Raw genomic sequence first — 25931 nt, 5'->3', positions numbered from 1 at the left:
CGGCGCGGCGCCGACGGCGCCGTGCCCGCCGGCCGGGAACCGTACCGGCCCGGCACCGTGGAACTCGAGATGATCGTCGAAATGGAGTGGGAGAGCGCGATGTCACACATCAGCACCCCTGAGACCGCAGCCGATCTCGCCGCCGTCGCCGCCCTGCTGGAGATGGCCGACCGGCTGGGCATCGTCCCGCTGCTGGAGCGCGGCGAGCCGGTCACCGTGACCGAGCTGGCCGTGGCCGCGGACGTGCCGGAGGAGGGCATGGGCCGTTTCCTGGGCGCACTGGTCGCCGCGGCGCTGCTGGAGCCGACCGGCGTCAAGGAGTTCCGGATCGCGGACGACTTCGCGGACAGGATCCACCAGTCCGGCTATCTCATCTGGTCGTTGCGGGCCAACCAGCCGTACGTCCAGCACCCGGCGGAGTTCCTGCGCGACCCGGTCGGCTCCGCCGCGCAGTACCGGCGGGACGGCCGTGAGGTGGCGGTCAGTTCCCGGTGGATCGGCAGCCAGGGCTTCTACCCCGCCGCGACCGAGGCGATCCTCGCCGTGCGGCCGAAGAGGATCGTCGACCTCGGCGCCGGTGCCGCCGGTCTGCTGATCGACCTGCTCGGGCGGCTGCCGGAGAGCACCGGCGTGGCCCTGGACATGAGTGGCGGCGCATGCCAGGAGGCGTCCCGCGCGGCGCACGCGGCGGGCGTCGGCGACCGTCTCACGGTGGTGGAGCGGCCGATCCAGTCCGTCGCGGACGACCCCTCGCCGGTGGCCGGTGCCGATGTGATCCACGCCGGATTCGTCTTCCACGACATCGTGCAGGAGGGCGACGTCTTCGACCGGGTGCTGCGCAGGTGCCGGGAGGCGCTGCGCCCGGGCGGCATCATGGCGATCACCGACGCCGTTCCGTTCGCGTCGGCGGAGCGCGAGCGCAGGTTCAGCTCGCTGTTCACCTATCTGCACGCCGAGTTCATGGAGGTGTCGCTGCCTCCGGAGGAGGACTGGCTCGCCCGTTTCCGGCAGGCCGGCTTCGACCGGGCCCGCTGCGTGCCGCACCGGTTCCCCGGCGGCAGGCTGTTCATCGCGGCCAAGTAGGCCGCGCCCGGCGGCTGACGGTCGCGCCGCCGCGGCCACGAGGCGCTGACGCCCCGCCCCGAGCCGCCCCACCACGGGCCTCACCACCATCCGCCCGGCATCCGTCCCAGCGCGGGCGGCCCCACGCAGCACATCACCAGAGGCTTCACCACGGGCCGCCCTCTCACGGGCCGCCGCGCCACGAGCCGGTCCGTACCCGGTCGATCCGGTGCACCGTCGAAACGGTGCACCGGATCCGTGCGTTCACCCCCGATCGGCGGGCGCGGACCCGCGCCCACTGACCGGACAGGAGCGCCTCCCGCCCCCGTCGGTGTGGCTAGGCCGGCTCCCCCGGGGGCTCCTTGGGCGCCCAGAACATCAGCAGGAACTCGACCGGCACGACGGCGTTCTCCTCGTCGTCGGGTCGGTTGAACTCTTCCATCAGCGCGGACAGGCGGGACCGGAACTCGCTCGCCCGCTCCGGCGACAGCCGGCGGTCCAGCGCCACGACCATCGGGCCGAGCGGATCCGGCTTCTCCGCGGCCTCGGGCTCCGACTCCGGCTGGAAGCGGCCGCTGATGATGTCCCGTACGAGCCGGTCGCGGAAGTCGTTCAGCGTCACGGCGAACGCGTCGGCGAGGTCGCCCGCGTTGCCGGGCGCCGCCAGCAGGTCACGGCTGAGCCGCAGCGCGAACTGCGCCACCTGGTACTGGCTCTCCTGGATCCCGGAGACCATCCGGGTCTGCGCCACCTTGATCAGGCCCGCCGCCTCGAGCACCTTGATGTGCCGGTAGAGCCGGGTGGGCGGCTGGTCCAGAAGCCGGGCGATGTCCTTCACCCTGTGCGGCGCACGCACATCGCTCATCATCGTGCGCAGAATCGCCAGTCTCAGCGGGTCGGACAGGGCCTTCAGCGTCTCCACGTCGTCCACCTCCCGGACGACCGTCACCGCGTCGGCATCGTCAGCCATGAACCCAACTCCGTTTCCTCGTAGCGAACCATTCACGTGCATGCTACCTTTCACGCATGAGTGAACGCTTACGTCAGAGTGATAGCGCGACTCTCGCCACGTCAGTCCCCCTGCGCCGTAACCGGCGCTTCCAAATTCTGTGGATCGGGGCGGCCTCGGCCAACCTCGGCCTCGAAACCGTGGAGGTCGCCTATCCCCTGCTGATCATGTCCCTGACCGGTTCACCGGCGCTGGCCGGACTCTTCGGCTTCGCCCAGATCGGCACCGCCCTCCTGGTCGGACTGCCGGCCGGCGCGGTCGTCGACCGGTGGGACCGCCGCCGCATCCTGTTGATCTCCGAAGCGGTCCGCGCACTCACTCTCCTGTTCATCGTGCTCAGTCTGATGGCAGACCGGGCGAACTTCGGCCTACTGATCCTCGCCGCGATCGTCCTGGGCGCCGGTACGGCCTTCGGCGCACCGGCCCGCATGCTCCTGATCCGCGCCGTCGTGCCGGACCATCAGCTCACCGCGGCGCTCAGCCAGGACGAGGCGCGCAGCGGAGCCGCCGCCCTCGCCGGACCGCCGCTCGGCGGCGCGCTCTACCTGGTCTCCCGTACGTTCCCCTTCGTCGCGGCGATCGTCGGCTTCGTGATCTCGTTCGTCTGCGCCCTGGTGATCCGCGTACCGAAGGCGGAACCGCCCACCGAGCCGGTGGAGAAGGAGCCGAAGAGCGCGCTCGGGCCGCTGGCCAACGCCTTCTCCGGGGTGATCGAACTCCTCGGCGACCGGCTCCTCCGCTCCGCACTGCTCCTGATCAGCATCTTCTACTTCAGCATCACCGCCGCGATCCTCATGGTGATGGTGACCCTGCGCGACCAGGAACACTCCCCCGGCACCATCGGTCTGGCCCTGTCCGGCACCGCCGTCGGCATGCTCGTCGGCTCGGCACTGGTGCCGCGGCTCAACCGTCTGCTCAGCCCCGGCGCGCTGCTGCTCTCCGCGTCCACGCTGACCACCCTCGCGGTGGCCCTGCTGGCGCTCCCGCTCGGCCCCCTCTGGGTCTTCGCCATGCTCACCCTGGCGGCGCTCGGGCTGCCGGCGCTGAAGATCCTCGTCGACATCATGATCTTCCGGCAGACCCCGGACCACCGGCGGGGCCGCGCCATCGCCGCCACCATCACCCTCATCGGCGCCGGATCCCCGCTCGGTTCCCTGGTCGGCGGCCTGGCCCTGCAGTTCCTCGGCGTCACCGGCGCCATCGTCCTGATCGCCGGAACCCAGGCCGCGATCACGGCGGCCGGGCTCGCGAGCCGGCACGTCAGGTCCGCCCGCTGGCCCGAATGAGAACCCGCCTCCTCACGAAAGCGAGCTCAGCCATGCTCAAGCAGCCCATCTTCATCGTCGGTCACCCCCGTTCCGGTACCAGCCTGGTCCGCAGTCTCATCGAACGCAGCGAGCACGTCTGGAGCATCGGCCGCGAGGGCAAGCCGATCTGGGAACGCGACAGCCTGCACCCCAGCCGGCGCGGCTGGCACTCCAACGCCCTGGACGCCTCCGACGCGACCCCGGAGGTGGCGGCCCGGCTGAACGCCGACCTGCTCGCCGCCGCGCGCAGGCCCGGTGCGGAGTGGTCGGTCGGCGACAAGCTCGACTTCCTCGACTTCATCAGCGCCCAGGGCCTCCAGCCGTACTACTACGACGTGCCGCTCAAGGCCCTCCAGGAGCGCTTCCCCGGCGAGCTGCCCGAAGGGCCGCCCACCACACGGGAGGGCGGCGAACTCGACGAGATCACGCCGTTCTGCTTCCCGCCGCGCGGCCCGCGCCCCACCGAGGCCGAACTCGCCGACGGGATAAGGCTGGTGGAGAAGAGCATCCAGTCCTGCTTCCGGATCCCCTTCCTCCAGGCCCTCTACCCGGACGCCAAGTACGTGTTCGTCGTCCGCGATCCGCGCACCAGCATCGGCTCCCTGATGGACGCCTGGCTCAACCCGCGGATGTTCTTCTCCTACCCGGTGCCGGAGCCGCTGCGCATCAAGGGCTACTCGGACGTGTTCCCGTGGGGCAAGGAGTGGTGGAACCTGAGCCTGCCGCCCGGCTGGCGGAACTGGGTGGACCTGCGCCTGGCCGAGGTCTGCGCCCAGAACTGGCTGGCCCACAACCGGGCCGTCCTGGACGCCGCCCGCAGCCTCGCTCCCACCGGCAACGCGGTACTCGTCCGCTACGAGGACGTCCAGGCCGACCCGGTGTCCACCATGGAGTCCGTGGCCGAGGCGGTGGACCTGCCCTTCGCCGACGCCTGGGGACGCCGCGACCTCCCCGTCGTGATGACCCAGACCGTCCCCGACCCGGACAAGTGGCGCCGTCACGAGTCCGAGATCCGCCAGGTCCTGCCGGTCGTCCGCGAGCTCGCCGAAGAGGCCGGCTATGACGGCATCTGAACGGCCCGGCCCTCGGCCGGCGTCGGCCGACCGTCGTACGATCACCGCCATGAAGGCGATCCAGGCCGGCCGGGCCGGCGGGCCCGAAGTGCTCGAACTCGTCGACCTCCCACGACCGACGCCACGGGCCGGCGAGGCACTGGTACGGCTCGCCGCCGCCGGGGTCAACTACATCGACGTGTACATCCGGTCCGGCCTCTATCCGAGGGAACTGCCGTACGTCCCCGGGCAGGAGGGCGCCGGTACCGTCGTCGAGGTCGGACCCGGGGTCCACGAGGTCGCCGTCGGGGACGTCGTCGCCTGGGCGAACCTGCCGGGCTCCTACGCGGAGTACGCCCTGCTGAGCGCCGACCGGCTGGTGCCGGTGCCGGACGGGCTGGACGCCGAGACGGCGGCCGCCACCCTGCTGCAGGGCATGACCGCGCACTACCTGTGCCACGACACCTACCCGGTGCGGGAGGGCGACACCGTCGTCGTGCACGCCGCCGCGGGCGGCGTGGGCATGCTGCTGACCCAACTGGTGCGGCTGCGCGGCGGAACGGTCATCGGCACCGCCTCGACCGAGGCCAAGGCGGAGGCCGCGCGCGCCGCCGGCGCGGTCGAGGTCGTCGACTACCGCCCGGGAGCACTGCTCGAGGCGGTACGGCGGCACACCGGGGGCCTCGGCGCCGCCGCCGTGTTCGACGGCATCGGCGGCCCGACGTTCGACGAGAGCCTCGCCTCGCTGCGTCCGCGCGGGGTCCTGGCGGTCTACGGGCAGTCCGGCGGCCCGGTGCCGCCGTTCGACCTGCAGCGCCTCAACGCCGCCGGATCCCTGTACGTCACCCGCCCGAATCTGGGGCACCACATCCAGGACCGGGCGGAACTGCTCCGCCGGGGGACGGCCGTACTCCGGCTGGTCCGCGACGGACGTCTGCACGTCAGGATCGGCCGGCGCCTCCCCCTGTCCGCCGCCGCGGCCGCCCATACGGCGCTCGAGGCCCGCACCACGATCGCCAAGACGGTACTCGTCTGCTCCCCGGCGACCCTGTGATCCGCGGCGGCCGTCGTACGACCGCACCGGGGCGCGCCTCGGTCGGGCGGCCACCGCCGCGCCGGGGTGCGGTCGCCGTCACCGGGGTGCGGTCGCCCTCACCGGGGAGCGGTCGCGGCGGCCACGAACATCGGCACGGCCATGAAGAGCCGGTCGGCCTCGGCCCGTGCGCGTTGATCAGCGGTCCAGCCGTCCGCCCGAACACGGGCGACGGCGCCGGAGGAGCAGGCCGCCTCGGCCAGTCCGGTGAGCATGGGCAGCATCGCCGGCCCGGTGAACACGAGGGTGTGCACCGCGACCGTCACGTCGTGGAAGCAGGCGTCCAGCAGCAGGTTGCGGTATCGGCGAGCCGCCCGCGGGCCGACGGTCAGGTCGGCGCGGGCGTGCACGACGGTACGGGTGAGGGCAGGATCGTCGGAGTCGATGACGCAGGTGTCCCAGTCCTGGCCGACCAGCACGATCCGGCCTCCGGGCGCGAGAACCCTGAGCGCCTCGGTCAACGCCCTTTCCGGTTCGGCCAGTTCGTGGAACACCTTGTCGGCCCGGTAGCCGTCCACCGAAGCGTCCGGCAGCGGCAGCCCGTACGCCCCCGCCATCCGGAAGTCCGCTCCCGGCCACCGGCCACGGGCGACGGCGATCATCCGTTCGCTCGGGTCCACGCCGACGGCCTCCACCTCCCGTTCGAGCAGTTCCGCCACGGCGCGTCCGGCTCCGCAGCCCACGTCCACCACACGGGTGCCCGGTCCCGCGCCGAGCATGTCGTAGGACAGATCCCTGAGTTCTTCGGCGCCCGGCAGGCGGTCGGCCTCGTCGAGCCGCGCGACGAGGCCGTCGCTCGGCCGGGGTGCCTCCTCTGTCTTCCTGGTCATGAACGACAGGCTGGGACGTGATGTCGGCATGAAGTCAAGCGAGCACGGGACACCTGTCGGCGGTGAGGGCGGACCGATGAGCATCGGTGTCCTCGCCGGACACTTCGGACTGGCCCCGCACGTCCTGCGTCACTGGGAGACGATGGGGCTCCTCACTCCCGCGCGCGACAGCGCCAATCGCCGCCGCTACCGCGCCGCCGACCTCACCCGCGTCGCCGTCATCCTCCGCGCCAAGGAGGCAGGGCTCCCTCTGGACACCCTTCGCGCGCTGCTCACCACCGCCGGCGCCGAGAGACGACGGAACATCCTGAACCGGGAGGCCAAGGCTCTGCGCTCCCGGATCTCGGCCGCGCGGGCTGCACTCGCGCTCGTCGAATGCGTCCTCGGCTGCGAGCACGAGGACTTCACCCGGTGCGCCCACTTCCGGCTGGTGGCGAACCCCCCGGGCGGCGCCGCGGATACACGGCCCGGCCCAGGCGGCGGCCCACCAGGGCGTAGCCGAGCAGAGCGCCGGTGGTGTTGAGCAGCACGTCGTCGATGTCGAAGGCGCGCCCGGTGATCAGGGCGCCCTGGACCAGTTCGACCAGGAGCATCGTCGCCACCGTCAGCAGGGCGACGTTCACGAACCCACGGCTGCGGCGGGACACGAGGGGCAGCAGCAGGCCGAAGGGCACACCCAGAAGGATGTTGCCGCCGAGCTGCTTGACGGTGTCCCGGAAAGCCGGCTGCCCGAGGTAGGCGCGGATCGAGTCCCCGGGTCTGAGGTTGGCGTGGGTGAGCGTCTCCGAGGCAGGCGACGGCTGGAGGGTCAGCCGGGCGAGGACGACACCGAAGGCCACCATCGCGGCGAGGGCCAGCACGACCACGCCCGCGCGCAGCCAGGGCCCGGGCCCCGTCCCCGAGGACCTCCTCACCTCCTCTTCCTTCCGCTTCTCCTGCCGCTTCTGTCTCTGTCTTTCCCGCCGGCTCTGTTCCTGCTTCCGACTCTGCCTCTCCTGCCGCCTCCGCTGCCACTCGGTCGTGACACGGTGCCATCCGATACGTGACGTCATGGACCCGACTCCGCCCTTCTCGAAGAGGATTGCGGGTGCCCCGGTGAGGGATCGGGGCACCCGTACTGCACATGGATCCCGGTGGCGAGCACGCTAAGAGGCGTACGCGACGGTGACCTGTTCGAAGCCGAGGGCGTGGAGCAGGCCCTGGAGCATCGACGTGGTGTTCCGCTCGGCACGGCTCGTCAGATCGCTCTCCTCGGCGGCGGCGCCGATGCGGTCGGCCGCGAGGATGTGGACCGCGCGCTCGTCGGCCGGGTTGTCGGAGAACAGGTCCCCCAGCCGGTCGACAAGGCCACGCTGCTTCGAGACGGTGTAGGAACCCTTGGGGTCCACGGCCGGCTCGGCGAGCCGCGCGTGCGGCAGTCGCAGGGTGGCCGTGCCGCGCTTCTCGTCGACGGTCACGCTGCCCGTGCCGAGGCCGCCGAAGTCCACGTACGCGGCCACACTGCCGCTCGCGACGAAGAGCGTACGAGTCCCGCGGATCGCGTCGGGCAGGAGCCTGGCGTCCTTCTCCAGGTCGACCACGACCTGGTAGTTGCCGACGGCTCCCTCGTACCGGTGCATGTCCTGGATGGATTTCAGCACCGCCGGGCCGGAGCGGTCGTGCGTGTCGACCCCGAACACGTCGTCAAGGCCCGGCAGGTGCAGGAACCGCCCCAGGAGGAAGAGGATCAGGGACAGTACGGCGCATACGACGAGCACGACGACCGCGGGCCGCCTGCGCCGGACCCGCGCGGGTTCCGTCGTTCCCTGCCGAGGCTGTTCTTCCGTGTCTACTCCCATGGGGCTCTGGTGCCCCGCGAACGGGTCGTCAGTCCCCACCCGTCTCGATCTGTGACGGGTGGGGACCGACGGGACGCATGAGTCCACCGTCGCGGAGGACCGGATCACGCCCGGAGCAGCCTCTCCGTGACCTCACGGTAGGTCCGCAGGGTGAGTCGGAGCTGCTCGGTGTCGGGGCCCGGCCCGTCCGGGCCGCCGTCGCCCTGCCAGCCCGCCCGCAGGGCGGCGCGCCGGTCCCGCAGGGCGGCGACGAGCGTTTCCTCCGCCGCGGCGAGGACCTCGGCCGCCTCCGCGACCGAGTCGTGGGGCGAGTCGACGAACCCCGCGAGCGCGCGGTGCAGGCGCCGGCCGAGAAGGTCGCGGTCGACGTCGTCGAGCAGCTGTCCGGCCGGGCCTCCGCCGTCGGCGCCGGACTCGTGTCCCGTACCGGACCGAGGTCCGCCGTCCAGCAGGCTGCCGTCGTGGTCACCGCGTTCGCCGGGGCCCGGGCCGCGGCCGTCGCCGGAGGCACGGCCCTCGCCCGGCCGGTCCGTCGTGTCCCGCCCGCGCGGCGCGGCGGGGGTCACGGCAGGAGCGTTCGTACGGCTCCCGCCGCTCCGGCCCGTGGCACCGGGGTCTCCGGACGGGACGGCGGGCTGTGCCGCCTGCGGCGGCACCGCCGGGGGCGGGGTGGGCGGCGGGGACGGGACGGGCGGCGGCGCGACGGGGGGTGTCGTGGGGTGGTGGCCGCTGCGCTGGGCGGGCACGGCCACGGAAGGCCCTCCCTGCCGGTCCCGGTTCTCGCGTGCCATCAGGCGCCACTTCCCTTCGGCTTGAGGAGATGCTGGTGGTCACGCCCGGACACCGGGCGTGTTCGGGCGGCTGCGGTGGCGGTCGGACTCCCGGCCGCCGTCAGTTCGTCGAACAGGGCACGTGCGTGGACCAGCGCCTCCCGGAGTTCCTCGGTCGAGGCGGACTCGGAGCGCGCCGCACGGCGTATCGTGCGCAGGCCCTCGACGTGGTGCGGATGGTGCACCGACAGAGCCGCGAGCTGATCCTCGGGCCGGTCGGAGTCCGGGAAGCCCCGGGTCGCCGCGATCCGCGTGAGCAGCTCGTCCGCGTCGGCGACGGACAGCCGCGGGGCGTCCACGAAGCCCTCCTGGAGCATGGTCCACTGGGCCGCGTAGTGCTCCCGGACCGCCGGCTCCAGCGGCAGGGGGCGGATGCCGCCGTGCCGCTCGACCCGCTCCCGCAGGTCGCGCCGGGCGGACTCGCTGTCGCCGCCGTGCAGCGCGACGGTGCGGTCGTACTCGGGGCCGAAGCGCCGCTGGAGGGAGCGTGTGCCACTGCCCGTGCCCTTGCGGGCCCGGAGCAGGACACCGGCCACCAGTAGCGCGGCTACCGCCGCCGCGAGGATGAGAACTACGGTCGTGGTCGACATGACTGCCTTCCTGGACGGTGACTGCTGGTGTGCTGTTCGTCACTGCTTGCTGGGGCGTCCCTGTCGATTCGGCTTGCCGCTTCTCGGAAGGTCAAACCCGAAGCGGGAGCCGGGGTGCCCGGGCGGCGGCGGGGCGGGGGCGGAGGGAGCCGGGAAGCGGGTCCGGCGTCGTAGCCTTGCAGTCTCCGCGGCGATCGGCGCGGCCGGGACGTCAAGGGGGTAGGAGAGCAGCATGGACAGCACCGTCTGGCTCGTCGTGGCCCTGGTTCTCGTACTCGTGGTGGCGGGATACGCCGCCGTTCTGCTCGTGCGCGTCTTCCGGGCGCGCAGACTGCTGAGGGACGCCGGTGTCCCGCTGCAGTCGAAGGCCCTCTTCTGGGCGGCGGTGGTGTACACGGTCTCGCCGGTCGATCTGGTCCCGGACCCGGTCTACCTCGACGACATCGGTGTGCTCCTGATCGCCCTGAAGGCACTGCACGCGGCGGCGGCGAAGGGGGAGAGCCTCAGGAGACTGCCCGCGGACTCGGGAAACCCGGGCGGCGGTGCGGGGAGGTCGTCGCTGGACGGGGCCTCCGGGCCTCGGGACCGGCGGGGACCGAAGTGAGGGGTCGGCCTCGGCTTGCGCGGCGGTGACATCCGTCGGATAGTCCGAACCATGGAGGCGCGCGAGGCGGCGCTCCGGCAGGCGTACAGCCACGCTCTCCGGTGGCTGGCGAGCCTGTCGGAACGCCCGGTTCCCGCCCGCGCTTCGGTCGACGAGATCGTGCGCGCGCTGGGCGTCGCCTTGCCCGACGGCCCCAGCCCGCCCGCCGACGTCGTCGATCTGCTGGCCACGGCCTGCGAGCCGGGGCTCACCGCGTTCCCCGGCAGCCGCTTCTACGGGTTCGTCGTCGGCGGTACCGAGCCCGCCGCGCTGGCCGCCGACTGGCTGGTCAGCGCCTGGGACCAGAACTGTGTGATGCGTGCCGTCTCCCCCGCGTACACGGCGGCGGAGGAGATCGCCGGCGCCTGGTTGCTCGATCTGCTGGGGCTGCCGAGCGACAGTTCCGTGGGTTTCACCACGGGAGCGACCATGGCGAACTTCACGTGCCTCTGCGCCGCGCGTGACGCCGTGCTGCGGGACGCGGGCTGGAACGTCGCGCACGACGGTCTCCAGGGCGGCCCACCGGTGCGGGTCCTCGCCGGAGAGTCCCGGCACATGGCGATCGACCTGGCGCTTCGGTACCTCGGGCTCGGCAGCCCCGATCTGGTGGCAGCGGACGATCAGGGGCGCATGCGTCCCGAGGCACTGCGGAACGCGCTGCCCGCCGGCGGGCGGGTGCCCACCCTGGTGGTCCTGCAGGCCGGCGACATCCATTCCGGGGCCTTCGATCCCTTCGACGAGTGCGTCCGTGCCGCGCGCGAGGCGGGCGCCTGGGTGCACGTCGACGGCGCCTTCGGACTGTGGGCGGCCGCCTCGCCGCGCTACGACCGCCTGACGGCGGGTTGCGCGGAAGCGGACTCCTGGGCGACGGACGCCCACAAGACGCTCAATGTCCCCTACGACTGCGGACTCGCGATCGTGCGTGACGGCTCCGCGCTCCGGGCGGCGATGGGACAGCGGGGCGACTACCTCATCCAGCACGAACACGGCGACCCCATCGACAAGGTGCCCGAGCTCTCCCGCCGGGGCAGAGCCTTCACCGTGTGGGCCGCCCTCAGGTCACTCGGCCGTTCCGGCGTCGCCGGGCTCGTCGAGCGGCTGTGCCGCCATGCCTCCGCGTTCGCCACCGGCATCGCCGCGATCGAGGGCGCGACGATACTCAACGACGTGGCGTTCACACAGGTCTGCGCCGGGTTCGGCGACGACGAGCGTACGGACCGGGTCCTCGCCCGGCTGCTCGACGACGGCACGGCGTGGATCAGCGGATCCACCTGGCACGGCAGGCGCGTGATGCGGATCTCCGTCAGCAACTGGTCGACCACCGACGAGGACGTGAGCCGCACCCTCGACGCGATCCGACGTGCCGCGGCCGACGCCTGACGGCAACCAGCGAACAGCAAACGGCGGACGGCGGGCGGCCGCGGCTGGGGCGCCTGTCAGCCCGGGCAGGTGCGCGAGGGGCCCTCCCCCGTGCGGGAAGGGCCCCTCTCCTGTCCTGGTGCGGCACCGATCAGCCGGTCGGCAGGTCGCCGATCAGCCGGTCAGCCGGTCGGCAGGTCGCCGATCAGCCGGTCAGCCGCCGGTGTTCGCCCGGCGCCGACGCCACCAGACAAGTGCGCCGCCCGCGACGATCGCGGCGGCCGCGATTCCGCCGATCAGGCCGACGGGGGTGCTGCTGCCGGTGTCGGCGAGGTCGCCGCCGGGGTCCTTCGGGCCGGGCGGCGGGGTGGCACCGGGCGACTGGCTGGTCGTCGGTGCCGGACCCGACGGGGTCGGTGTCGGCTTCCCCGTAGCGGTCGGAGTGGGGGCCGGGGTCGGCTCCCCGGTCCCGGTGGGAGTGGGACCGGGAGTGCCGCTCTCGGAATGCCCCGCGCTGTTCCCGCCGAACATCAGATAGCCCTGCTTGTTCGGATCGTCGGCGAGGGTGTCGACCGCGTACCCGACCGTGCGCGGCTTGTAGCGCTGCTCGGTGCGGAAGCGGACCGGGTTCATATTGGCCTTGGGCTGCTTGGAGAAGTCGACGCCGCCCACGGTGTAGACGTAGACGTCCTCGCCGTTGGACCACTTGTACTTGAAGGTGCCCTCCGTGAACGCCTTGTAGTAGCGCTCCCAGACCTGCTTGCCGGTCCAGTCCTGGTGGGGGGCGCGCAGTGGCCAGCGCTTCACGTCGTTGCTGTTGATGATCCCGCGGTACTCGGTGGGCATGTCGGCCGCGTTCTGCCGGACCCACTCGGCGGCGACGCGGGCGGTGTAGACGCGGCGCAGGTCGGCGTAGTAGTCGCCGTTGTTGACCTTCTCCGAGACCAGCGGGGTGATGTAGCGGTCGAGGACACGGTCGGACTGCTGCGTCTCCGCCTCGGTGAGGTCGCAGCCCTTGCCGCCGGGCGGCTGGGTGGTGGTCTCCTGCGGCACCGTGGAGAGCTTCAGCGGGGTGTCGAGGATGTGGATGCCGCCGTCCTGCTCGCGCACGACCGCGGTCTCCGGCTCGATCCAGTAGCGGAAACCGGCCCAGCAGGGGAAGCCGTCGCGCTTGGGCAGGGCGTTCATGAAGTCGCGGCCCGCGTCGGTCTCCGGGTCCATGGCCTTGAAGATGTCGTGCTTCAGCTCCAGGTCCGCTTCCAGGAGCACCCGACCCGCGTCGGTCCTGCCGAAGTCCGCGTCGATGATGCGGTTCGGCTCGTCGGGATTGAGGTTCACCCAGAACGTGGACGGGTCGAGGGCGAGCCAGGTGAAGAACGCGTCGGAGATCAGGTTGCCCTTCTCCTGGCCGCCCCATCCGGCCGCGTACTCGTCCTCCACCGACTTGGCGGAGAACGCGTAGTCCAGTCCCTTGCCGCCCTTGCCCTTGCCGATGTACCGGAGGTCGAGGGTGGTGAAGTCGATGCCGCCGAGGCCGCGGTTCATCAGGGACCGCTGGCCGGTCCTGCCCAGCCGGTCGAGCTGCTCCTTGAGTGTCTGCGGGTTCGCCGGGGACTGGTTGATGACCTGGTTGCCGGAGCCGCGCGAGCCGGTGGAGGTGCCGTTGCCCGGTGACATCGTCGTACCGTTCGCGCGGTACGGTCCGTTCTCGGTTCCCCTGGGCGGCACTCCCCTGTGGTGGGACTGGTAGTCGTAGGAGCGGACCCGGTCCCGGCCGAGGGTGTCCTTGCCCGCGCTGTCCTTGAGCTCCTTCATGAAGTTCTTGGCGTCGCGGGTCTGGTTCTCGGCGAAGACATAGGTGTACTTGTAGGAGCGCCAGCCGCTGTTCTTGGCCCAGGCCCGGTCCGCGGGCTTCTCGCGTCCGTCGGGGCTGCCGTTGGACTTGACCTCGACGATCTCCCGGCTGCGCTTGTTGTAGGCGTCCAGCCGGCGCAGGTGGCGTTCGCCGGTGTCGGGGTCCGTGAAGTAGAACTCCTTCTCGCAGATCCAGTCCGGGCCGGTCAGCCCCATCTCGCGCACGACCTTGGCCATGAAGGCCTTGCCCCGGGCGTCGTAGCCCTGGTTGGGGATGTAGACCTTCTTCAGGTAGTCGCCGAAGTCGGTCCACCGCTTCTGCGCGTTGAAGCGGGCGTAGATGCGCCTCGGGTCGCTGTGGTCGTACTTCTTGTAGTCGGTGCCCGCCGCCTCCAGCTGGGTCCGGGTGGGGTTGAGACCGTCGAACTGGAGCCCGGGGTTGGTGTAGTCGTAGGTGTCCCAGCGGTCCACCGCGCGGGAGGCGTCTCCCTGGGGCAGGCCGCCGGTGGGGACGTTCTTCACCCCGTACATCTGGTCGCATCGCTTGCCCGGCTTGAGCTTCGGCGCCGGGGCGGCTTCGGCGACACCGCCGACGGGCTGGCCCGCGACGGTGACGACGGTGGCACAGGCGAGTGCGAGCAGGCTGTTCCTGAGCGCGCGCCAGCGGCGCGCTATTCGTGCTGGCTTCACAGTGCTTTCCCCCGGGAGCCCCACGGGTCCGATACCGGCTGCACGGCGCCAGGGCCCCCGCTGCTCATGTGGGCGCCGCACAAGCGGTCCGATCCTAGGGCCTTACTTTGCCTGCGCAACGTGGTTTCAGCGGCGTGGGGTGTGTCAACTCCGTGCAGATTCCAAAATCTTGCCGTCATATGGAGGACTAGGATTAGCTGCTGTGAGCAATGAAATCTGGGAGTACGAGGACGACGACGAGTACACCGTCGCCGAGCGCATCGACACGGCGCACGCCGACAACCCCCGCCTCACGGCGTGGCTGGGCGAGCAGGAGGGCGGCTTCGACGACTGGAACCGCCGCAACGGCGGCGGATGGGACTTCGGTGAAGGCTCCCTCGACCGTCTGGAAGCCCTCGTCCGGGAACATGTGGCGTCCGCCGACGACCTGTTCGCCCGCGAACACACCCCGTGGATCCAGGTCGCCTGCTGGTACGTCGGCGAAGTCCACAATCGCACCCGCGGCACCCGGTGGCGGATGGACCCCGATCCCGCCTCCGGCCACCCGTGGTCCGAACGCCCCTATGTCATCGTGCCCTTCGAGCGCATCGACGACTACGAGGACCCCGAGGGCATCGACTACGACGCCCGACCCCGGCACCACCCCCTCAGCAGCTTCCTCACCCTCGTCCAGGAGGACCCCCCGGCCGGTCCCGCCTCCCTGCGCACCGAGCTGGACGACTACGAGGCCCATCGGAGGGCCCGGGGGTAGCCGACGGGCGGGAGGTCGGTGGTGAGGGCATCGGCGAGGAGGCCCGTGCCGAGCTCGTCGGGGTGGAAGGACGCCCCGAGGGGGTGGCCGTGTGGCGAGTGCCCGCCGCGCGCGTGCGACCGCGACCCCGGCCTCAGGCGTACGGTGCCCAGAAGGCCACGAGTCCGGCGGTGGCCGCGGCCGCCACGGTCACCTGGGTGAGAGAGATGCCGTGGCCCGTCCGCGCGGCGGGGAGTTCGGGAGCCGTCCGCGGGTTCTCGGCCGGTGGGGTCTCGTGGTGCAGGGGAATGCCGCGGTGCCAGAAGAGGCAGATCCGCCTCCAGCGTTCCCGCTCCGCTTCCGGATCGGGGGGCCGTTCCTCGCCGAGGGCTTCCAGGAGGTCGACGCGGTGCAGGTCGAACGCGACCCGGACGTGCTGCCCGTACACCACCGCGGTGTTCAGCGCGCCCCGGTAGGACGTCCAGGCCAGCAGGACACCGCCCCACAGACAGCCCGGCAGCAGGGCGGGCGGGCCGCCCCCGACCAGCACGTAGCCGGCGCCGAGCGCCGCGAAGGCGCAGGAGAGGGCCGCCCGGACCAGGAGTGCGGACAGGTCCGCCCGAGCCGTCGCCAGTGCGCCGAGCAGCCCTTCCGGGAGCAGCGGGAACAGCCGGGGCCAGACGAGTACGGCGTCGATTCCGTAGCGCAGCCGCGGGTACAGCTCCGCGGCCGTGAGGATGTTCCCCAGTCGGGTCGGTCTCACCTCGTGGGGTCGTGATCTCGGGGGGTAGAGGAGCTGGGCCGGTCCGTCGGCGGTCCTCAGCAACCGCTGCCGGTGGCAGCGGCGTCCGAACCGGCCGAGCGACCGGTCCGCGAGGCGGCCCCAGTACCCCTCCGCGCATCTCAGCAGGGCGGACTGGGCCGATTCCAGGACGGCGGCGACGAGCAGGACGGCGGTCAGGAACCCTCCCACCAGGAGTGCCTTGACCTCGACTGGTTGGGCTTTCCAGACGCGGAGGTCCGCGGCGGGGGGCCGTTCTCCGCCGACCAGCGCGACGACGACGAGCAGGGAGCAGAAGACCAGGCCGGGCAGCAGGGCGACGCGGACGAACCGTCGGCCGGCGAACTGGGCCGCCTCGCCGAGCGTCGTGGTGAACACCGGTCACCCCGTCCGGACGGCCAGCGGATGCGGCGTGGCCTCCGGCCCCGGTCCGGCGCAGACCGGCGGGAAGTCGGGGTCGTACTCGGTCAGGGTGGTGAGCAGGCCGCAGTGACAGACGACCCGGGCGACCGGGGTGGAGTAGGCGCCGGCGAGGACGGCGTCCAGGGGCGCCGGAATGTCGTTGCGGAGCGTGCCACGGGCCGCGAGGGCGACCAGATGGGCGGCGACGGTGTGCTGTTCCAGTACGCCCAGGGTGCGGCCGCCGTCGTGGACCAGGGCACCGTACGGGTTGAGGGCCAGCAGGTCGAGCCCGTCGCCGGTGCACAGAGCCGCCACGGTCATCGGTGCGGGCAGCAGCACGGCCGGCGGAAGACCGGACTCTCCGCTGTCGAGCCTGCCGAGGGCGGTGGGCCAGCCGTCCGCGTCCACCGTCATGACGTAGCCGCCGTCCGCCGTCGCCTCGGACAGTGGGGCGACGGGAGCCAGGGGCAGTCGGTCGAGAGTCATCGCCAGTCTCCTACGAGCGTGAAGGGGGCCCAGAAGAACGGGGAGGCGAAGGCGGGCAGGGCGTAGTCGGCGTCCAGCCGGCCGTCCAGGAACCGGACCTGTCGCCTCAGGTCGGTCAGGGCACGGCGTTCCTCGGTGCCGTGACCGGTCTCCGGCAGGAGCCGCGCGATCTCCTCCAGGGCCCCGGCCGAGTCACCGGCCCGCAGCCGCAGTTGGGCGAGGTCGTGCCCCAGCCGGGCGGAGACGGGCCGGTTGGCCGACAGGCTCCGAAGCCTCTCGCACTGCTCGACGGCGTCCTGGAAGCTCATGGCGCGCACCTGGCTCCGCGCGGTGGACAGAGCCGTCACGACGGGGCGGCCTCGTCCGAGTTCCCGGTAGAGGACGGCCATCAGCAGAGCGGTGGAGACGTCGTTGACGGCCCATTGGCTGACGATCACGCCTCTCGCCCCGGCCGACAGCAGTGCCCGGGCGAGGCCGATGAGTTCGTTGCCCTTCCGGTACTGCTGGGCTCCTGTCTCGCAGCCGCTCACGACGACCAGGGAGCCGTCGAGCCGTACGGAGAGGAAGTCCTCGACGGTCAGTCGCGCGTCGGCCAGACGGACCGCCGATCCGGCGGGCCGTGTCCTGTCGACGCCGTAGTGGCAGGCGAGGTGGACCACGTCGTACGACTCCGAGCTCAGCCGGTCGAGGAGCCGGCGACGGGTCGCGGACGCGCCCGTGTGCACTTCCGCGTCCGGCAGGAGGCCGCCGATGAGATGGGCCTCGGCCCGGGCGTGCGGCAGGTCGCCGTCCGGGTCGGCCATGATCAGCGCCCGTCGGACGCCCGCGTCCGGGTCCTGACCGAGCCGGTGCCGCAGCAGTGAGGCACTGGGCGTGACGCAGAGCGGATTGCGCTCGCCGAGCGGGGTTCCGTCCACTTCCACCGCGTGCAGGGGCAGATCGTGCAGGGGGCCGTCCGGCACGAGCCACAGGGTCTCCCCCGGCGCGCAGTGTTCCGCCACGGCCCGCAGCAGGGGCTCCAACGGCTCCCCCCAACGGGCCGGACCGTCCGGCGCGGGCGGCCGCAGCAGGTCGGGGTCCTCGTCCAGCGGCACCGCGAAGACGGTCGGCGCGGGCCGGTCGGCGCGCACCACCAGGATCAGCATCCGCGGTCCGCGGCGGACGAGTTCGCAGAGCACGACGTCCGGTGGCAGCACCGCGCGCAGTTCCTCGAAGGTGGCCGGTGCTCCGCGCCGGTGCCGGACATAGGCCGCGCCGAGCGGCCCGGTGGCCTCCAGTTCCGCCCAGACAGCCTCACGGTCCGCACGCCGGCGCCGCTGCAGGGCGGGGTGGATGTCCCGGGGCGCGAAGTCGGTTCCTCCCGGACGCGGAAGGACCCCCTCCCGTACCCGCCCCTGCTCCGTTCCCTCCTCCCGGTCGCGCAACTCCGCCAGCTGCATCGGGAGTTCATGGGAAACGGAGGAGCCGAAGACCTCCAGCAGGAGTCGGGACCGGCTGCGTTCGGCCAGCTCGACGGCCCGGGCCGGGGCGAGGGCGGAAGCCCGCCCGTCGACGACCAGCTCGATCAGCTGCGCGCAGGACGGGGTGAGGTCCAGCTCGATCCGGGTGTCTCCGTCACCGACGCGTTCCCGCATCCGCTCGACGAGATCCACGACGGCCAGCAGTTCGGCGGTCAGGTCCGCCCACCGGCGCTCCGCCTCGGCGATCCGGGCCAGCAGGCGACGGGCCTCCGCCTCGTTCGGCAGATCGCCGGTGGATCGGGCGGCGGCGACCACCTCTTCGGCGATGTCCCGGGCGGCGGGGGCTCCGGCCTCCTGGCATTCCCGGGCGCGCTGCAGCGCCTGCCGCAGATCGTGGGCGGCGGGCATGTCGTAGAGATCCAGGAAGGTGGAGTACATACCGCGCGCCCGGGCCAGGGCCGGAAGTCCCGGTCCGAGCGTGTCGGCCACGGCGGCGAAGCGCTGCTCGACCAACCGTACGAACGCGATCTCCTGAGGGTAGTGGCTGCCGAACGGCAGCCAGGTCGGCAGTTCGTCGAACAGTCCCGCGGCGCTGCGCAGGTCGAGCGGCATCATGCGGGCGGCGGCCAACCCCGACACCCGCTCGCCCGCCGCCGCCTTCAGCACCAGGGCCAGACAGGTCACCGCCCTGGGCAGATCGGGCCGGGCGGTGACCTGTGCCAGCTCTTCGAGGGCTTCCTCACGCCGGTTCAGATCCGATACGAGCACATCGGCGGCGAGGCAGCGAGCCGCCGCCGCGTTCCCGTGGAGACCGGCGGCGGCGTACAGCTCGGCGGCGTGGCGGCGGTTGCGGAGCGCGTAGTCGAACTCCCCCGAGGAGCAGCTCGCCTCCGCGCGGACCATCGCGGTCATCGCCGTGACGATCCGTGCCGTGGTCTCCAGTTCGCGGCGCTGGGCGTTGTCCCGCCCGATGCCCTGGCGGCAGAGCCGGCGCAGCGACTCGGCGGACGCCTCGGCGGCGCTGATCCAAGGCTCCTCCTCCGAGGCGGGGACGGCGCTCACAGGCCGCCAGAGCACCGGCACCAGCGGGTATCCCTTGCGGGAGGAGAGCAGTTCGCGGTGGCGCAACCAGAGTTCCCACAGCGCCAGATCGGGCTCGTGCGGTGGACGTGCCACCGTCTCCCACCACCGCTCGCGGGCGATCGTGAAGAGGCCCCGGGGGAAGCGGTCGCGGGCGGCCCGCGCCATCAGGAGCTCCACCGCTCCGTCCGCGCGCAGGGCCCAGTCGCCGGCCCGCAGCGCGGCGAGGGCGAAGCCGATCTCCAGGAGGGTCATGGCCGTCGCCGCGGGCAGCAGCACGATCGCGTCCGGCTGGACCACGGCGACCAGCGCGGGAATCCAGCCGTAGTAGAACCAGGCCCGGAGACGGCCGAAGCCCCGCACCGGGAGCGAAGACACTCCGCGCACCTGCGGCCAGGTGCGGAACTCGTGCAGGCAGCCCACGAGCGTGACCGCGGAGGCCGCCGTCGCGCACAGCACCACCTCCACCGGGGAGGATGCCGCCCGGCCGGGCGGCAGCAGCGCCGCGAGACCCGTCCCGGCCAGAAGGAGCGCGGCCTCCGTGCGGCGGCGGCTCAGCCTCGCCGCCCGGCCGATCGCCCGCATCCGCCGCTCGCCGATTCCCGCACGCACCAGGATGAGCACGGCGAGGAGCCATCGCAGGACGTCGGCGGCCGACCCGAGGTCCGGCCGGCCCGAGCCGACCACGATCGACAGAGGTACGGCGGCCGCGACCATCCTGACCAAGCGCCACCGACGATCGGACGAACCGGTGGGCTCCGCCTGGATGTCCTCGTGGCGCCAGAGCCGCTCCCCGTCGCGCAGCCGCATCTCACTCGTCCCCCGCACGGTTGTGGATCGACAACCAGGCTAGGGGCCCCCGACGCCGGGAACCGGGCTCCGGAGCACCGTCACCCGATCGTGGCAACCGCGGTCCCGGCGCGGTGGACGCGATGTCCGGCACGGCCGTGGAACGGCCGGGCCGGACGGGGACGTGTCAGGGCGTCACGCTTCGCGGGCCCCCTCGTACATGGCCTCGACGACCTCGGCGTACTCGCGCTCCACGAACGGCCGCTTGACCTTGAGGCTCGGGGTGAGTTCACCGTGCTCGACGTCGAGGTCGCGCGGCAGGACGGTGAACCTCTTGATCGTCTGCCAGCGCTGCAGGTCGCCGTTGACGCGCTGGACGAAGCCGTCGATCAGGGCGTGCGCCTCCGGCGAGGAGACGACCTCGGCATAGTCGCCGCCCGTGAGGCCCCGGGCTGCCGACCAGGGCATGATCGCGGCCTCGTCGAGCGTGATCAGGGCGGTGCAGTAGTTGCGGCCGTTGCCGATGACCAGGATGTTGCTGACGTACGGGCAGACGGCCTTGAAACGGCTCTCGATCTCCGTGGGTGCCACGTACTTGCCGCCCGAGGTCTTGAACAGGTCCTTCTTGCGGTCGGTGATCCGGACGAAGCCGTCCTTGTCGATCTCACCGATGTCGCCGGTGCGGAACCAGCCGTCGCTCTCCAGCACCTCGGCGGTCTGCTCGGGCAGGTTGTGGTACCCGCGCATGACGCCCGGCCCCCTCAGGAGGAGTTCCCCGTCCTCGGCGACGCGGACCTCGGTGCCGGGCAGGGGCCGGCCGACCGTGCCGACGCGGTAGTCGTCGGGCGGGCTGACGGTGCAGGCCGCGCTGGTCTCCGTCAGGCCGTAGCCTTCGAGCACGGGCACGCCCGCGCCGGCGAAGAAATAGCCGATCTCCGGGGCGAGCGCGGCGCTGCCCGAGGCACTGCCGCGCAGTGCGCCGCCGAAGGCCGCGCGGATCTTGCCGTACACCAGCTTGTCGGCGATGGCGTGCTGCACGGCGAGTCCCAGCGGGATCCTGCTCGTTCCCGTCGCGACCCGTTGCTCCTGGCCGGTCCTGGCGTAGTCGCGGGCGACCTTCGCCGCCCAGAGGAAGATCTTGTACTTGGCTCCGCCCTCGGCCCGCGCCCTGGCGGCGATGCCGTTGTAGACCTTCTCGAAGATCCTCGGCGCGGATGCCATCACGGTGGGGCGGACGGCGGGCAGATTGGTGACGATGCGGTCGATCCGCCCGTCGACCGCGACCACGTGACCGGTCGTCAGCTGACCGGAGATCAGGGCCTTGCCGAAGACGTGGGACAGCGGCAGCCACAGGAACTGCACGTCGTCGGGACGCACGAGCCCGGTGACCTCCTGGACCACGCCCTGGTAGGACCAGCAGTCGTGCACCAGGCGCACGCCCTTCGGGCGGCCGGTCGTTCCGGAGGTGTAGATCAGGGTGGCGAGCTGATCCGGCCTCACGGCCGCGACGGTCGTCTCGATCGCGTCCGGATGCTCGGCCAGGTGGGCCGAGCCCCGCCTCTCCAGCTCGGCGAGGGTCAGCACGTCCACCCCCGTGATCTCGGGTATGTCCCCGTCCGCGTCGAAGAGGATCGCGTGGTCCAGCCCTGGCAGGCGTTCCGTGTGGGCGGCGACCTTGGCCAGCTGCTCGGCGTTCTCGACGAAGATCGCCCTGCTGCCGGAGTCGGCGAGGATGTACGCCGTCTCGTCGGCGTTCGTGCTCGGGTACACGGCGGTCGCGGCGGCTCCCGCGCACATCACGCCGAGATCGGCGAGGATCCACTCCACCCGGGTCGAGGAGGAGATGGCCACCCGCTCCTCGGGCCCCAGTCCGAGCGCGAGCAGACCGCCCGCGATCGCCTTCACGCGCTCCCCGGCCCCCGCCCACGTCATGGAGCGCCACTCCTCGGTGCCGGGAGCGCCGTGGTCGGCCGCCACGGGGTAGCGATAGGCCTCCCCGTCCGGCGTGGCCCGGATCCTCGAGAGGAAGATGTGCGCCACGGACAGCGGGCGGCTTTCGAGAAGGTGCTGTGCGGAACTCATGTCGACCCCCGGCTCAGTGCGCCCGCCAACGATTCATTGACCGGCTGGTAACTTGCGGGCAGTGGTGAGGCTAGGGGCAAATACCCCGGCGCGTAAGGGGAACAGGAACGAAAGTGCCACGACGGCCGGAGGCTTCGGAGTCCGGCGTTCAGGCGGAGGCGTCCGGCGTTCAGACGGAGGCGTCCGGGCCGGAGGAGGCCTCGTGTCCGGTGAGCACCGTCTCGCGGAACGACGCCACCACGGGCCGCAGGTCGACCCGGTGCCAGGCCGCCCAGAGCGGCACCGATCCGCCGTACCAGGGGAGTTCGCGCACGACGACGCCTTCGGTGGCGCCGCGCATCATGCTCCGCTGGATCAGCGCGAGGCCGAGGCCCGAGGCGACGAGGCCCAGCGCGGTCAGCGGATCGGCCGCGTCGAGACGGATGTCGGGAGTGAAGCCGGAGGAGGTGCACGACGCCACGAAGGTGTCGCGCCGGCCGGGTTCCCGGGGATCCCCCACCGCGATCCACGGCTCACCGTCCAGCTCGTCCGGCGTCGGCTCCGCGCGATCCGCGAGGGGATGGTCCGCGGGCAGCGCGAGCAGCAGCGGGTCCCGCAGCAGGGCCGAGGCGTCGAGGTCCGGATCGTCCTCGGGCGGCGGTGTGCGCACCAGGGCGATGTCCAGGCTCCGCTGGCGCAGGCCCTCGAACTGCTCGGCCGTCTCCTGGTCGTACAGCGCCACGTGGATCCCCGGCCGCTCCTCACGCAGGGTGCGCAGGGCCGTGGGCAGGACACCCGTGTGCATGGCCTCGGCCACGTAACCGATGCACAGTCCGCCCTCCTCGCCCCGGCCGAGCCGTCGGCCGAGGTTCTCGAGCCGGTCGGCGTGACGCAGCAGGGCGCGGGCCTCGGTCAGGAAGACATGGCCGTCAGAGGTCAGCCTGATGCGCTGCTGACTGCGCTCGAAGAGCGTGAGGCCCAGGTTCTTCTCGAGCTGGGCGATCTGTCTGCTGAGGGGCGACTGGGAGATGTGCAGCCGCTCGGCGGCGCGGCCGACGTGTTCGGTCTCGGCGACGATCACGAAATAGCGGAGTTGTCGCAGGTCAAGCATGTGGGACCTCAAAGGTCTGAAGTGAGTCCGAGTGAGTCTTGGACAGTCTCATATGGAGATCCTAGCCTCGGAGGCACAAGGCAGACGCATCGGCGGTTCAGCAGACGAATCGCCTGATCTGGCACTAAAACGCATCTCCCCTCATGAAAGGGTCTTCCGTGACTCTCGCATCCCTCCTTCCCGGCTCCCTCGGCTTCGGCACCGCGCCGCTCGGCAACATGTTCCGCGCCATCCCCGACGAGGAGGCCGCCGCCACCGTCGAGGCGGCCTGGGACCGGGGCATCCGCTATTTCGACACCGCCCCCTTCTACGGCGCGGGACTCTCCGAGATCCGTCTGGGCGAGGTCCTCGCCCAGCACCCTCGTGACGCGTTCGTCCTCAGCACCAAGGTCGGCCGCCTCGTCCTCGACGAGATCGAGGACCCGGCCGCCCGTGACCTCGGGGAGAAGGGCGGCCTCTTCGAGCACGGCCGCCCCAACCGGATGGTCAACGACTACAGCGCCGACGCCACGCTGCGCTCCGTCGAGGACAGCCTGAAGCGCCTCAGGACCGATCGCCTCGACATCGTGTGGGTGCACGACGTCGCTCAGGACTTCTACGGGGACGAGTGGCTGGCCGCCTACGAGACGGCGCGGACCGGTGCCTTCCGTGTCCTCCAGCGGCTGCGCGAGGAGGGTGTCATCAAGGCGTGGGGCCTCGGCGTCAACCGAGTGGAGCCGCTGGAGCTCACCCTCGACCTGGACGAGCCGAAGCCCGACGCCTTCCTGCTGGCCGGCCGCTACACGCTCCTGGACCACGACCGGGCCCTGGAGCGGCTGCTTCCGGCGGCCGCCGCCCAGGGTGTCGACATCGTCGTCGGCGGCCCGTACAGCTCGGGAATCCTCGCCGGAGGAACGCACTTCGAGTACCGGAAGGCCCCCGCCGCCGTCGTCGACCGGGTCGAGCGGATCAAGGCCGTCGCCGCGCGGCACGGGGTGGGCATCAAGGCCGCCGCGCTGCAGTTCTCCCTCGCCCACCCGGCCACCGTCGCCGCGATCCCGGGCGCCACGAAGCCCGGCCGTATCGCGGAGGATGTCGCGGCGCTCGGCGAGACGGTGCCCGGCGCGTTCTGGGACGACCTGCGCGCGGAGGGCCTCGTCGCGCGGAACGCTCCCGTCCCCACCGCCTGACCCGCTCCACCCACTCCCACCGCTCCACCGCTCCACCGACGGCCTTCACCGACCACTTCCACCGACAACGCCTCAGGAGATCTCCGTGGCCACCACGACCGCGTCCCTCGACGTCCCCGCATCCCCCGACCGCACCTGGCAGCTCATCGGCGGCTTCGACTCCCTTCCCGACTGGCTGCCGTACATCCCCACCAGCACGCTCGGCGAGGGCGGGCGCGTCCGGACCCTCGTGAACGAGGACGGCGGCGTCATCGTCGAGCGTCTGGAGTCCTTCGACAACGACGCGCGGAGCTACGGATACTCCATCCTCAGCGCCCCGTTCCCCGTCACCGGCTACCGCTCCACCCTCACCGTGCACGCGGTACCCGGGCAGGACACGGCCCGGGTGGAGTGGTCGGGCACGTTCACCCCGGACGGCGTCGGCGACGACGAGGCCGTGGCACTGTTCCACGGCATCTACCGGGACGGCCTGGCCGCGCTGCACCGGACGCTCGCCGGGGAGACCGCCCGGCCGTCGTGATCAGGTCGACTCGCGGACCACGAGTTCGTTCGGCATGATCACCGGCTCCTTCGGGCCGCCCTCGATGAGACCGAGCAGCAGCCGGACCGTCGCCCGGGCCTGGTCGGCCATCGGGCTGCGTACGGACGTCAGCGCGGGAGTGGTGTAGGCGGCGGCCTCGATGTCGTCGAAACCGACGACGGCGACGTCCTCGGGGACACGCCGCCCGGCCTCCCGCAGGGTGCGCAGTGCTCCGATCGCCATGAGGTCGTTGCTCGCGAACACCGCGTCCAGCGCCGGGTCGTCGTCCAGGAGCTGCCGCATGGCCTCCGCTCCGGAGACCCTGGTGAAGTCGCCCAGCGCGACGATCGACCGGCGCCCGGTGTCGCGCAGAGCGGCCCGGTAGCCGTCCAGGCGTTCCCGGGACTCGTAGAGCTCCAGCGGGCCGGTGATGACGGCGATCCGGCGCCGGCCGCGCTCCAGCAGGTGCCGGACCGCAAGCGCCGCGCCGCTCGCGTTGTCCAGCCCCACGTACGGGACCTCCGGCGCGTTGGTGCGGTTGAACGAGACCGTGGGCAGGCCCGTCCTGGCCAGCGCGGCCGGCAGCGGATCCGCACCGTGCAGGGCGATCAGCATGACGCCGTCCACGTGCCCGCCGGCGACGTACTGCTCCACCCGGGCGCGGCTCCGGTCGGACTCGGCGAGCATGAGGACGACCTGTTTGCCCGCGGCCTCCAGTTCCCTGCTGACGGCGCGGACGACCGTCGCGAACAGGGGATCGTCGGAGACCACGCCCTGCGGGGGGTCGGAGACGACCACGGCCACGGCGTCGGTCCTGCGGGTCACCAGGTTCCGGGCGGCGGCGTTGGGCACGTATCCGAGCTCGCGCACGGCCCGCATGACGACGTCGCGAATCTCCGGTGCCACCGTCGACTCGCCGTTGACGACGCGGGAGACGCTCGACTTGGACACCCCCGCGCGCGCGGCGACCACTTCCAGCGTGGGTCGTTTCATCCCAGTCCGTTTCGGTCGGCGGTGCCCGGGGGCCTCGGGGAGCGTTTTCCGACGAGGATGTCGTCCGGGCGACGGTCGTGTCAACGCCACTTCTCGGACACGCCGTTGCAGCGGATCGCGGTGATCGCCCGCTGCGCACACCGGAGTTCTTTGCCCTGGCAGGACGCGTTCCGGCCTGCCAGGAGCCACCGT

Annotated in this window: 23 protein-coding genes; 10 read left to right on the top strand and 13 right to left on the bottom strand. The window is 72.0% G+C overall.

The genetic code is table 11. The annotated features are described in order from the left end of the window. Positions 1 to 69: 69 nt before the first annotated feature. Positions 70 to 1083: a class I SAM-dependent methyltransferase gene (locus tag IE311_RS04190; RefSeq protein WP_229901713.1), complete on the top strand. Its 1014-nt coding sequence runs from the start codon at positions 70 to 72 to the stop codon at positions 1081 to 1083. Positions 1084 to 1399: 316 nt separating this feature from the next. On the opposite strand, the gene IE311_RS04185 is transcribed toward IE311_RS04190, so the two are convergent. Next, complete coding sequence (locus tag IE311_RS04185) at positions 1400 to 2032, bottom strand: winged helix-turn-helix domain-containing protein (RefSeq protein ID WP_189830146.1); 633 nt, start codon at positions 2030 to 2032, stop codon at positions 1400 to 1402. A 56-nt stretch (positions 2033 to 2088) separates the two neighbouring features. On the opposite strand from IE311_RS04185, the gene IE311_RS04180 reads away from it, so the two are divergent. Genes IE311_RS04180 through IE311_RS04170 form a run of 3 tightly spaced genes read left to right on the top strand, consistent with a single transcriptional unit; the run spans position 2089 to position 5484 of the window. After that, positions 2089 to 3357, top strand: coding sequence for an MFS transporter (locus tag IE311_RS04180; RefSeq protein ID WP_189830145.1), 1269 nt, complete (start codon positions 2089 to 2091; stop codon positions 3355 to 3357). A gap of 32 nt (positions 3358 to 3389) precedes the next feature. After that, positions 3390 to 4451 (top strand): sulfotransferase family protein, encoded by a 1062-nt coding sequence (locus tag IE311_RS04175; protein ID WP_189830144.1) that lies wholly within the window; start codon positions 3390 to 3392, stop codon positions 4449 to 4451. A 49-nt stretch (positions 4452 to 4500) separates the two neighbouring features. Further along, positions 4501 to 5484, top strand: coding sequence for a quinone oxidoreductase family protein (locus IE311_RS04170; RefSeq protein ID WP_189830143.1), 984 nt, complete (start codon positions 4501 to 4503; stop codon positions 5482 to 5484). Between the two features lie 98 nt (positions 5485 to 5582). Here IE311_RS04170 and IE311_RS04165 read toward each other — a convergent pair whose 3' ends face one another. Continuing rightward, positions 5583 to 6353, bottom strand: a complete 771-nt coding sequence (locus IE311_RS04165) for a methyltransferase domain-containing protein (RefSeq protein WP_189830142.1) — start codon at positions 6351 to 6353, stop codon at positions 5583 to 5585. Here IE311_RS04165 and IE311_RS04160 point away from each other — a divergent pair. Continuing rightward, positions 6352 to 6876 (top strand): MerR family transcriptional regulator, encoded by a 525-nt coding sequence (locus tag IE311_RS04160; protein ID WP_308439791.1) that lies wholly within the window; start codon positions 6352 to 6354, stop codon positions 6874 to 6876. The two genes, IE311_RS04165 and IE311_RS04160, sit on opposite strands and share 2 nt — an antisense overlap. On the opposite strand, the gene IE311_RS04155 is transcribed toward IE311_RS04160, so the two are convergent. The 4 genes from IE311_RS04155 to IE311_RS04140 all read right to left on the bottom strand — a co-directional run bounded on the left by IE311_RS04155 (position 6758) and on the right by IE311_RS04140 (position 9611). Next, on the bottom strand, positions 6758 to 7405 hold the full coding sequence (locus tag IE311_RS04155) for a VanZ family protein (RefSeq protein WP_373313744.1): 648 nt from the start codon (positions 7403 to 7405) through the stop codon (positions 6758 to 6760). The two genes, IE311_RS04160 and IE311_RS04155, sit on opposite strands and share 119 nt — an antisense overlap. A gap of 93 nt (positions 7406 to 7498) precedes the next feature. After that, the gene (locus IE311_RS04150; protein WP_189830140.1) at positions 7499 to 8191 is read right to left on the bottom strand and encodes a DUF4230 domain-containing protein; all 693 of its coding nucleotides are present in this window, start codon (positions 8189 to 8191) and stop codon (positions 7499 to 7501) included. Positions 8192 to 8295: 104 nt separating this feature from the next. Continuing rightward, a complete protein-coding gene (locus IE311_RS04145; protein WP_189830139.1) occupies positions 8296 to 8982 on the bottom strand; it encodes a hypothetical protein in 687 nt (228 codons plus the stop codon). Next, the gene (locus tag IE311_RS04140) at positions 8982 to 9611 is read right to left on the bottom strand and encodes a hypothetical protein (RefSeq protein WP_189830138.1); all 630 of its coding nucleotides are present in this window, start codon (positions 9609 to 9611) and stop codon (positions 8982 to 8984) included. Before IE311_RS04140 ends, IE311_RS04145 begins: the two co-directional genes overlap by 1 nt. Positions 9612 to 9843: 232 nt before the next feature. On the opposite strand from IE311_RS04140, the gene IE311_RS04135 reads away from it, so the two are divergent. Next, complete coding sequence (locus tag IE311_RS04135) at positions 9844 to 10215, top strand: YkvA family protein (protein WP_189830137.1); 372 nt, start codon at positions 9844 to 9846, stop codon at positions 10213 to 10215. A gap of 51 nt (positions 10216 to 10266) precedes the next feature. Further along, positions 10267 to 11634 (top strand): pyridoxal phosphate-dependent decarboxylase family protein, encoded by a 1368-nt coding sequence (locus tag IE311_RS04130; RefSeq protein ID WP_189830136.1) that lies wholly within the window; start codon positions 10267 to 10269, stop codon positions 11632 to 11634. A 192-nt stretch (positions 11635 to 11826) separates the two neighbouring features. On the opposite strand, the gene IE311_RS04125 is transcribed toward IE311_RS04130, so the two are convergent. Continuing rightward, positions 11827 to 14157: an LPXTG cell wall anchor domain-containing protein gene (locus IE311_RS04125; RefSeq protein ID WP_189830135.1), complete on the bottom strand. Its 2331-nt coding sequence runs from the start codon at positions 14155 to 14157 to the stop codon at positions 11827 to 11829. A 202-nt stretch (positions 14158 to 14359) separates the two neighbouring features. Between IE311_RS04125 and IE311_RS04120 the strand changes: the two genes are divergently transcribed. Further along, entirely contained in the window at positions 14360 to 14908 is a 549-nt protein-coding gene (locus IE311_RS04120; protein ID WP_229901711.1) for a hypothetical protein, read from the top strand. Between the two features lie 133 nt (positions 14909 to 15041). Here IE311_RS04120 and IE311_RS04115 read toward each other — a convergent pair whose 3' ends face one another. From IE311_RS04115 to IE311_RS04095, 5 genes are all read right to left on the bottom strand, one after another. Beyond that, complete coding sequence (locus IE311_RS04115) at positions 15042 to 16046, bottom strand: hypothetical protein (RefSeq protein ID WP_189830133.1); 1005 nt, start codon at positions 16044 to 16046, stop codon at positions 15042 to 15044. Positions 16047 to 16049: 3 nt separating this feature from the next. Beyond that, complete coding sequence (locus tag IE311_RS04110) at positions 16050 to 16556, bottom strand: hypothetical protein (protein WP_189830132.1); 507 nt, start codon at positions 16554 to 16556, stop codon at positions 16050 to 16052. Then, on the bottom strand, positions 16553 to 19906 hold the full coding sequence (locus IE311_RS04105) for a CHAT domain-containing protein (RefSeq protein WP_189830131.1): 3354 nt from the start codon (positions 19904 to 19906) through the stop codon (positions 16553 to 16555). The genes IE311_RS04110 and IE311_RS04105 overlap by 4 nt, the downstream gene beginning before the upstream one ends. A 174-nt stretch (positions 19907 to 20080) precedes the next feature. Continuing rightward, positions 20081 to 21967: an AMP-dependent synthetase/ligase gene (locus IE311_RS04100; protein WP_189830130.1), complete on the bottom strand. Its 1887-nt coding sequence runs from the start codon at positions 21965 to 21967 to the stop codon at positions 20081 to 20083. 169 nt (positions 21968 to 22136) lie between these two features. Next, on the bottom strand, positions 22137 to 23057 hold the full coding sequence (locus IE311_RS04095) for a LysR substrate-binding domain-containing protein (protein ID WP_189830129.1): 921 nt from the start codon (positions 23055 to 23057) through the stop codon (positions 22137 to 22139). 158 nt (positions 23058 to 23215) lie between these two features. On the opposite strand from IE311_RS04095, the gene IE311_RS04090 reads away from it, so the two are divergent. Together IE311_RS04090 and IE311_RS04085 are read left to right on the top strand one after the other, a co-directional pair. Beyond that, entirely contained in the window at positions 23216 to 24226 is a 1011-nt protein-coding gene (locus IE311_RS04090; RefSeq protein WP_189830128.1) for an aldo/keto reductase, read from the top strand. Between the two features lie 85 nt (positions 24227 to 24311). After that, positions 24312 to 24746, top strand: a complete 435-nt coding sequence (locus IE311_RS04085) for an SRPBCC family protein (protein ID WP_189830127.1) — start codon at positions 24312 to 24314, stop codon at positions 24744 to 24746. Here IE311_RS04085 and IE311_RS04080 read toward each other — a convergent pair whose 3' ends face one another. Next, positions 24747 to 25739: a LacI family DNA-binding transcriptional regulator gene (locus IE311_RS04080; protein WP_189830126.1), complete on the bottom strand. Its 993-nt coding sequence runs from the start codon at positions 25737 to 25739 to the stop codon at positions 24747 to 24749. Positions 25740 to 25931: the final 192 nt, after the last annotated feature.

Origin of the sequence: Streptomyces zaomyceticus (assembly GCF_014656215.1) — a bacterium.
In the GTDB taxonomy this organism is placed as follows: Bacteria; Actinomycetota; Actinomycetes; order Streptomycetales; family Streptomycetaceae; genus Streptomyces; species Streptomyces zaomyceticus.
This window is presented reverse-complemented; position numbering and strand designations above follow the sequence as displayed.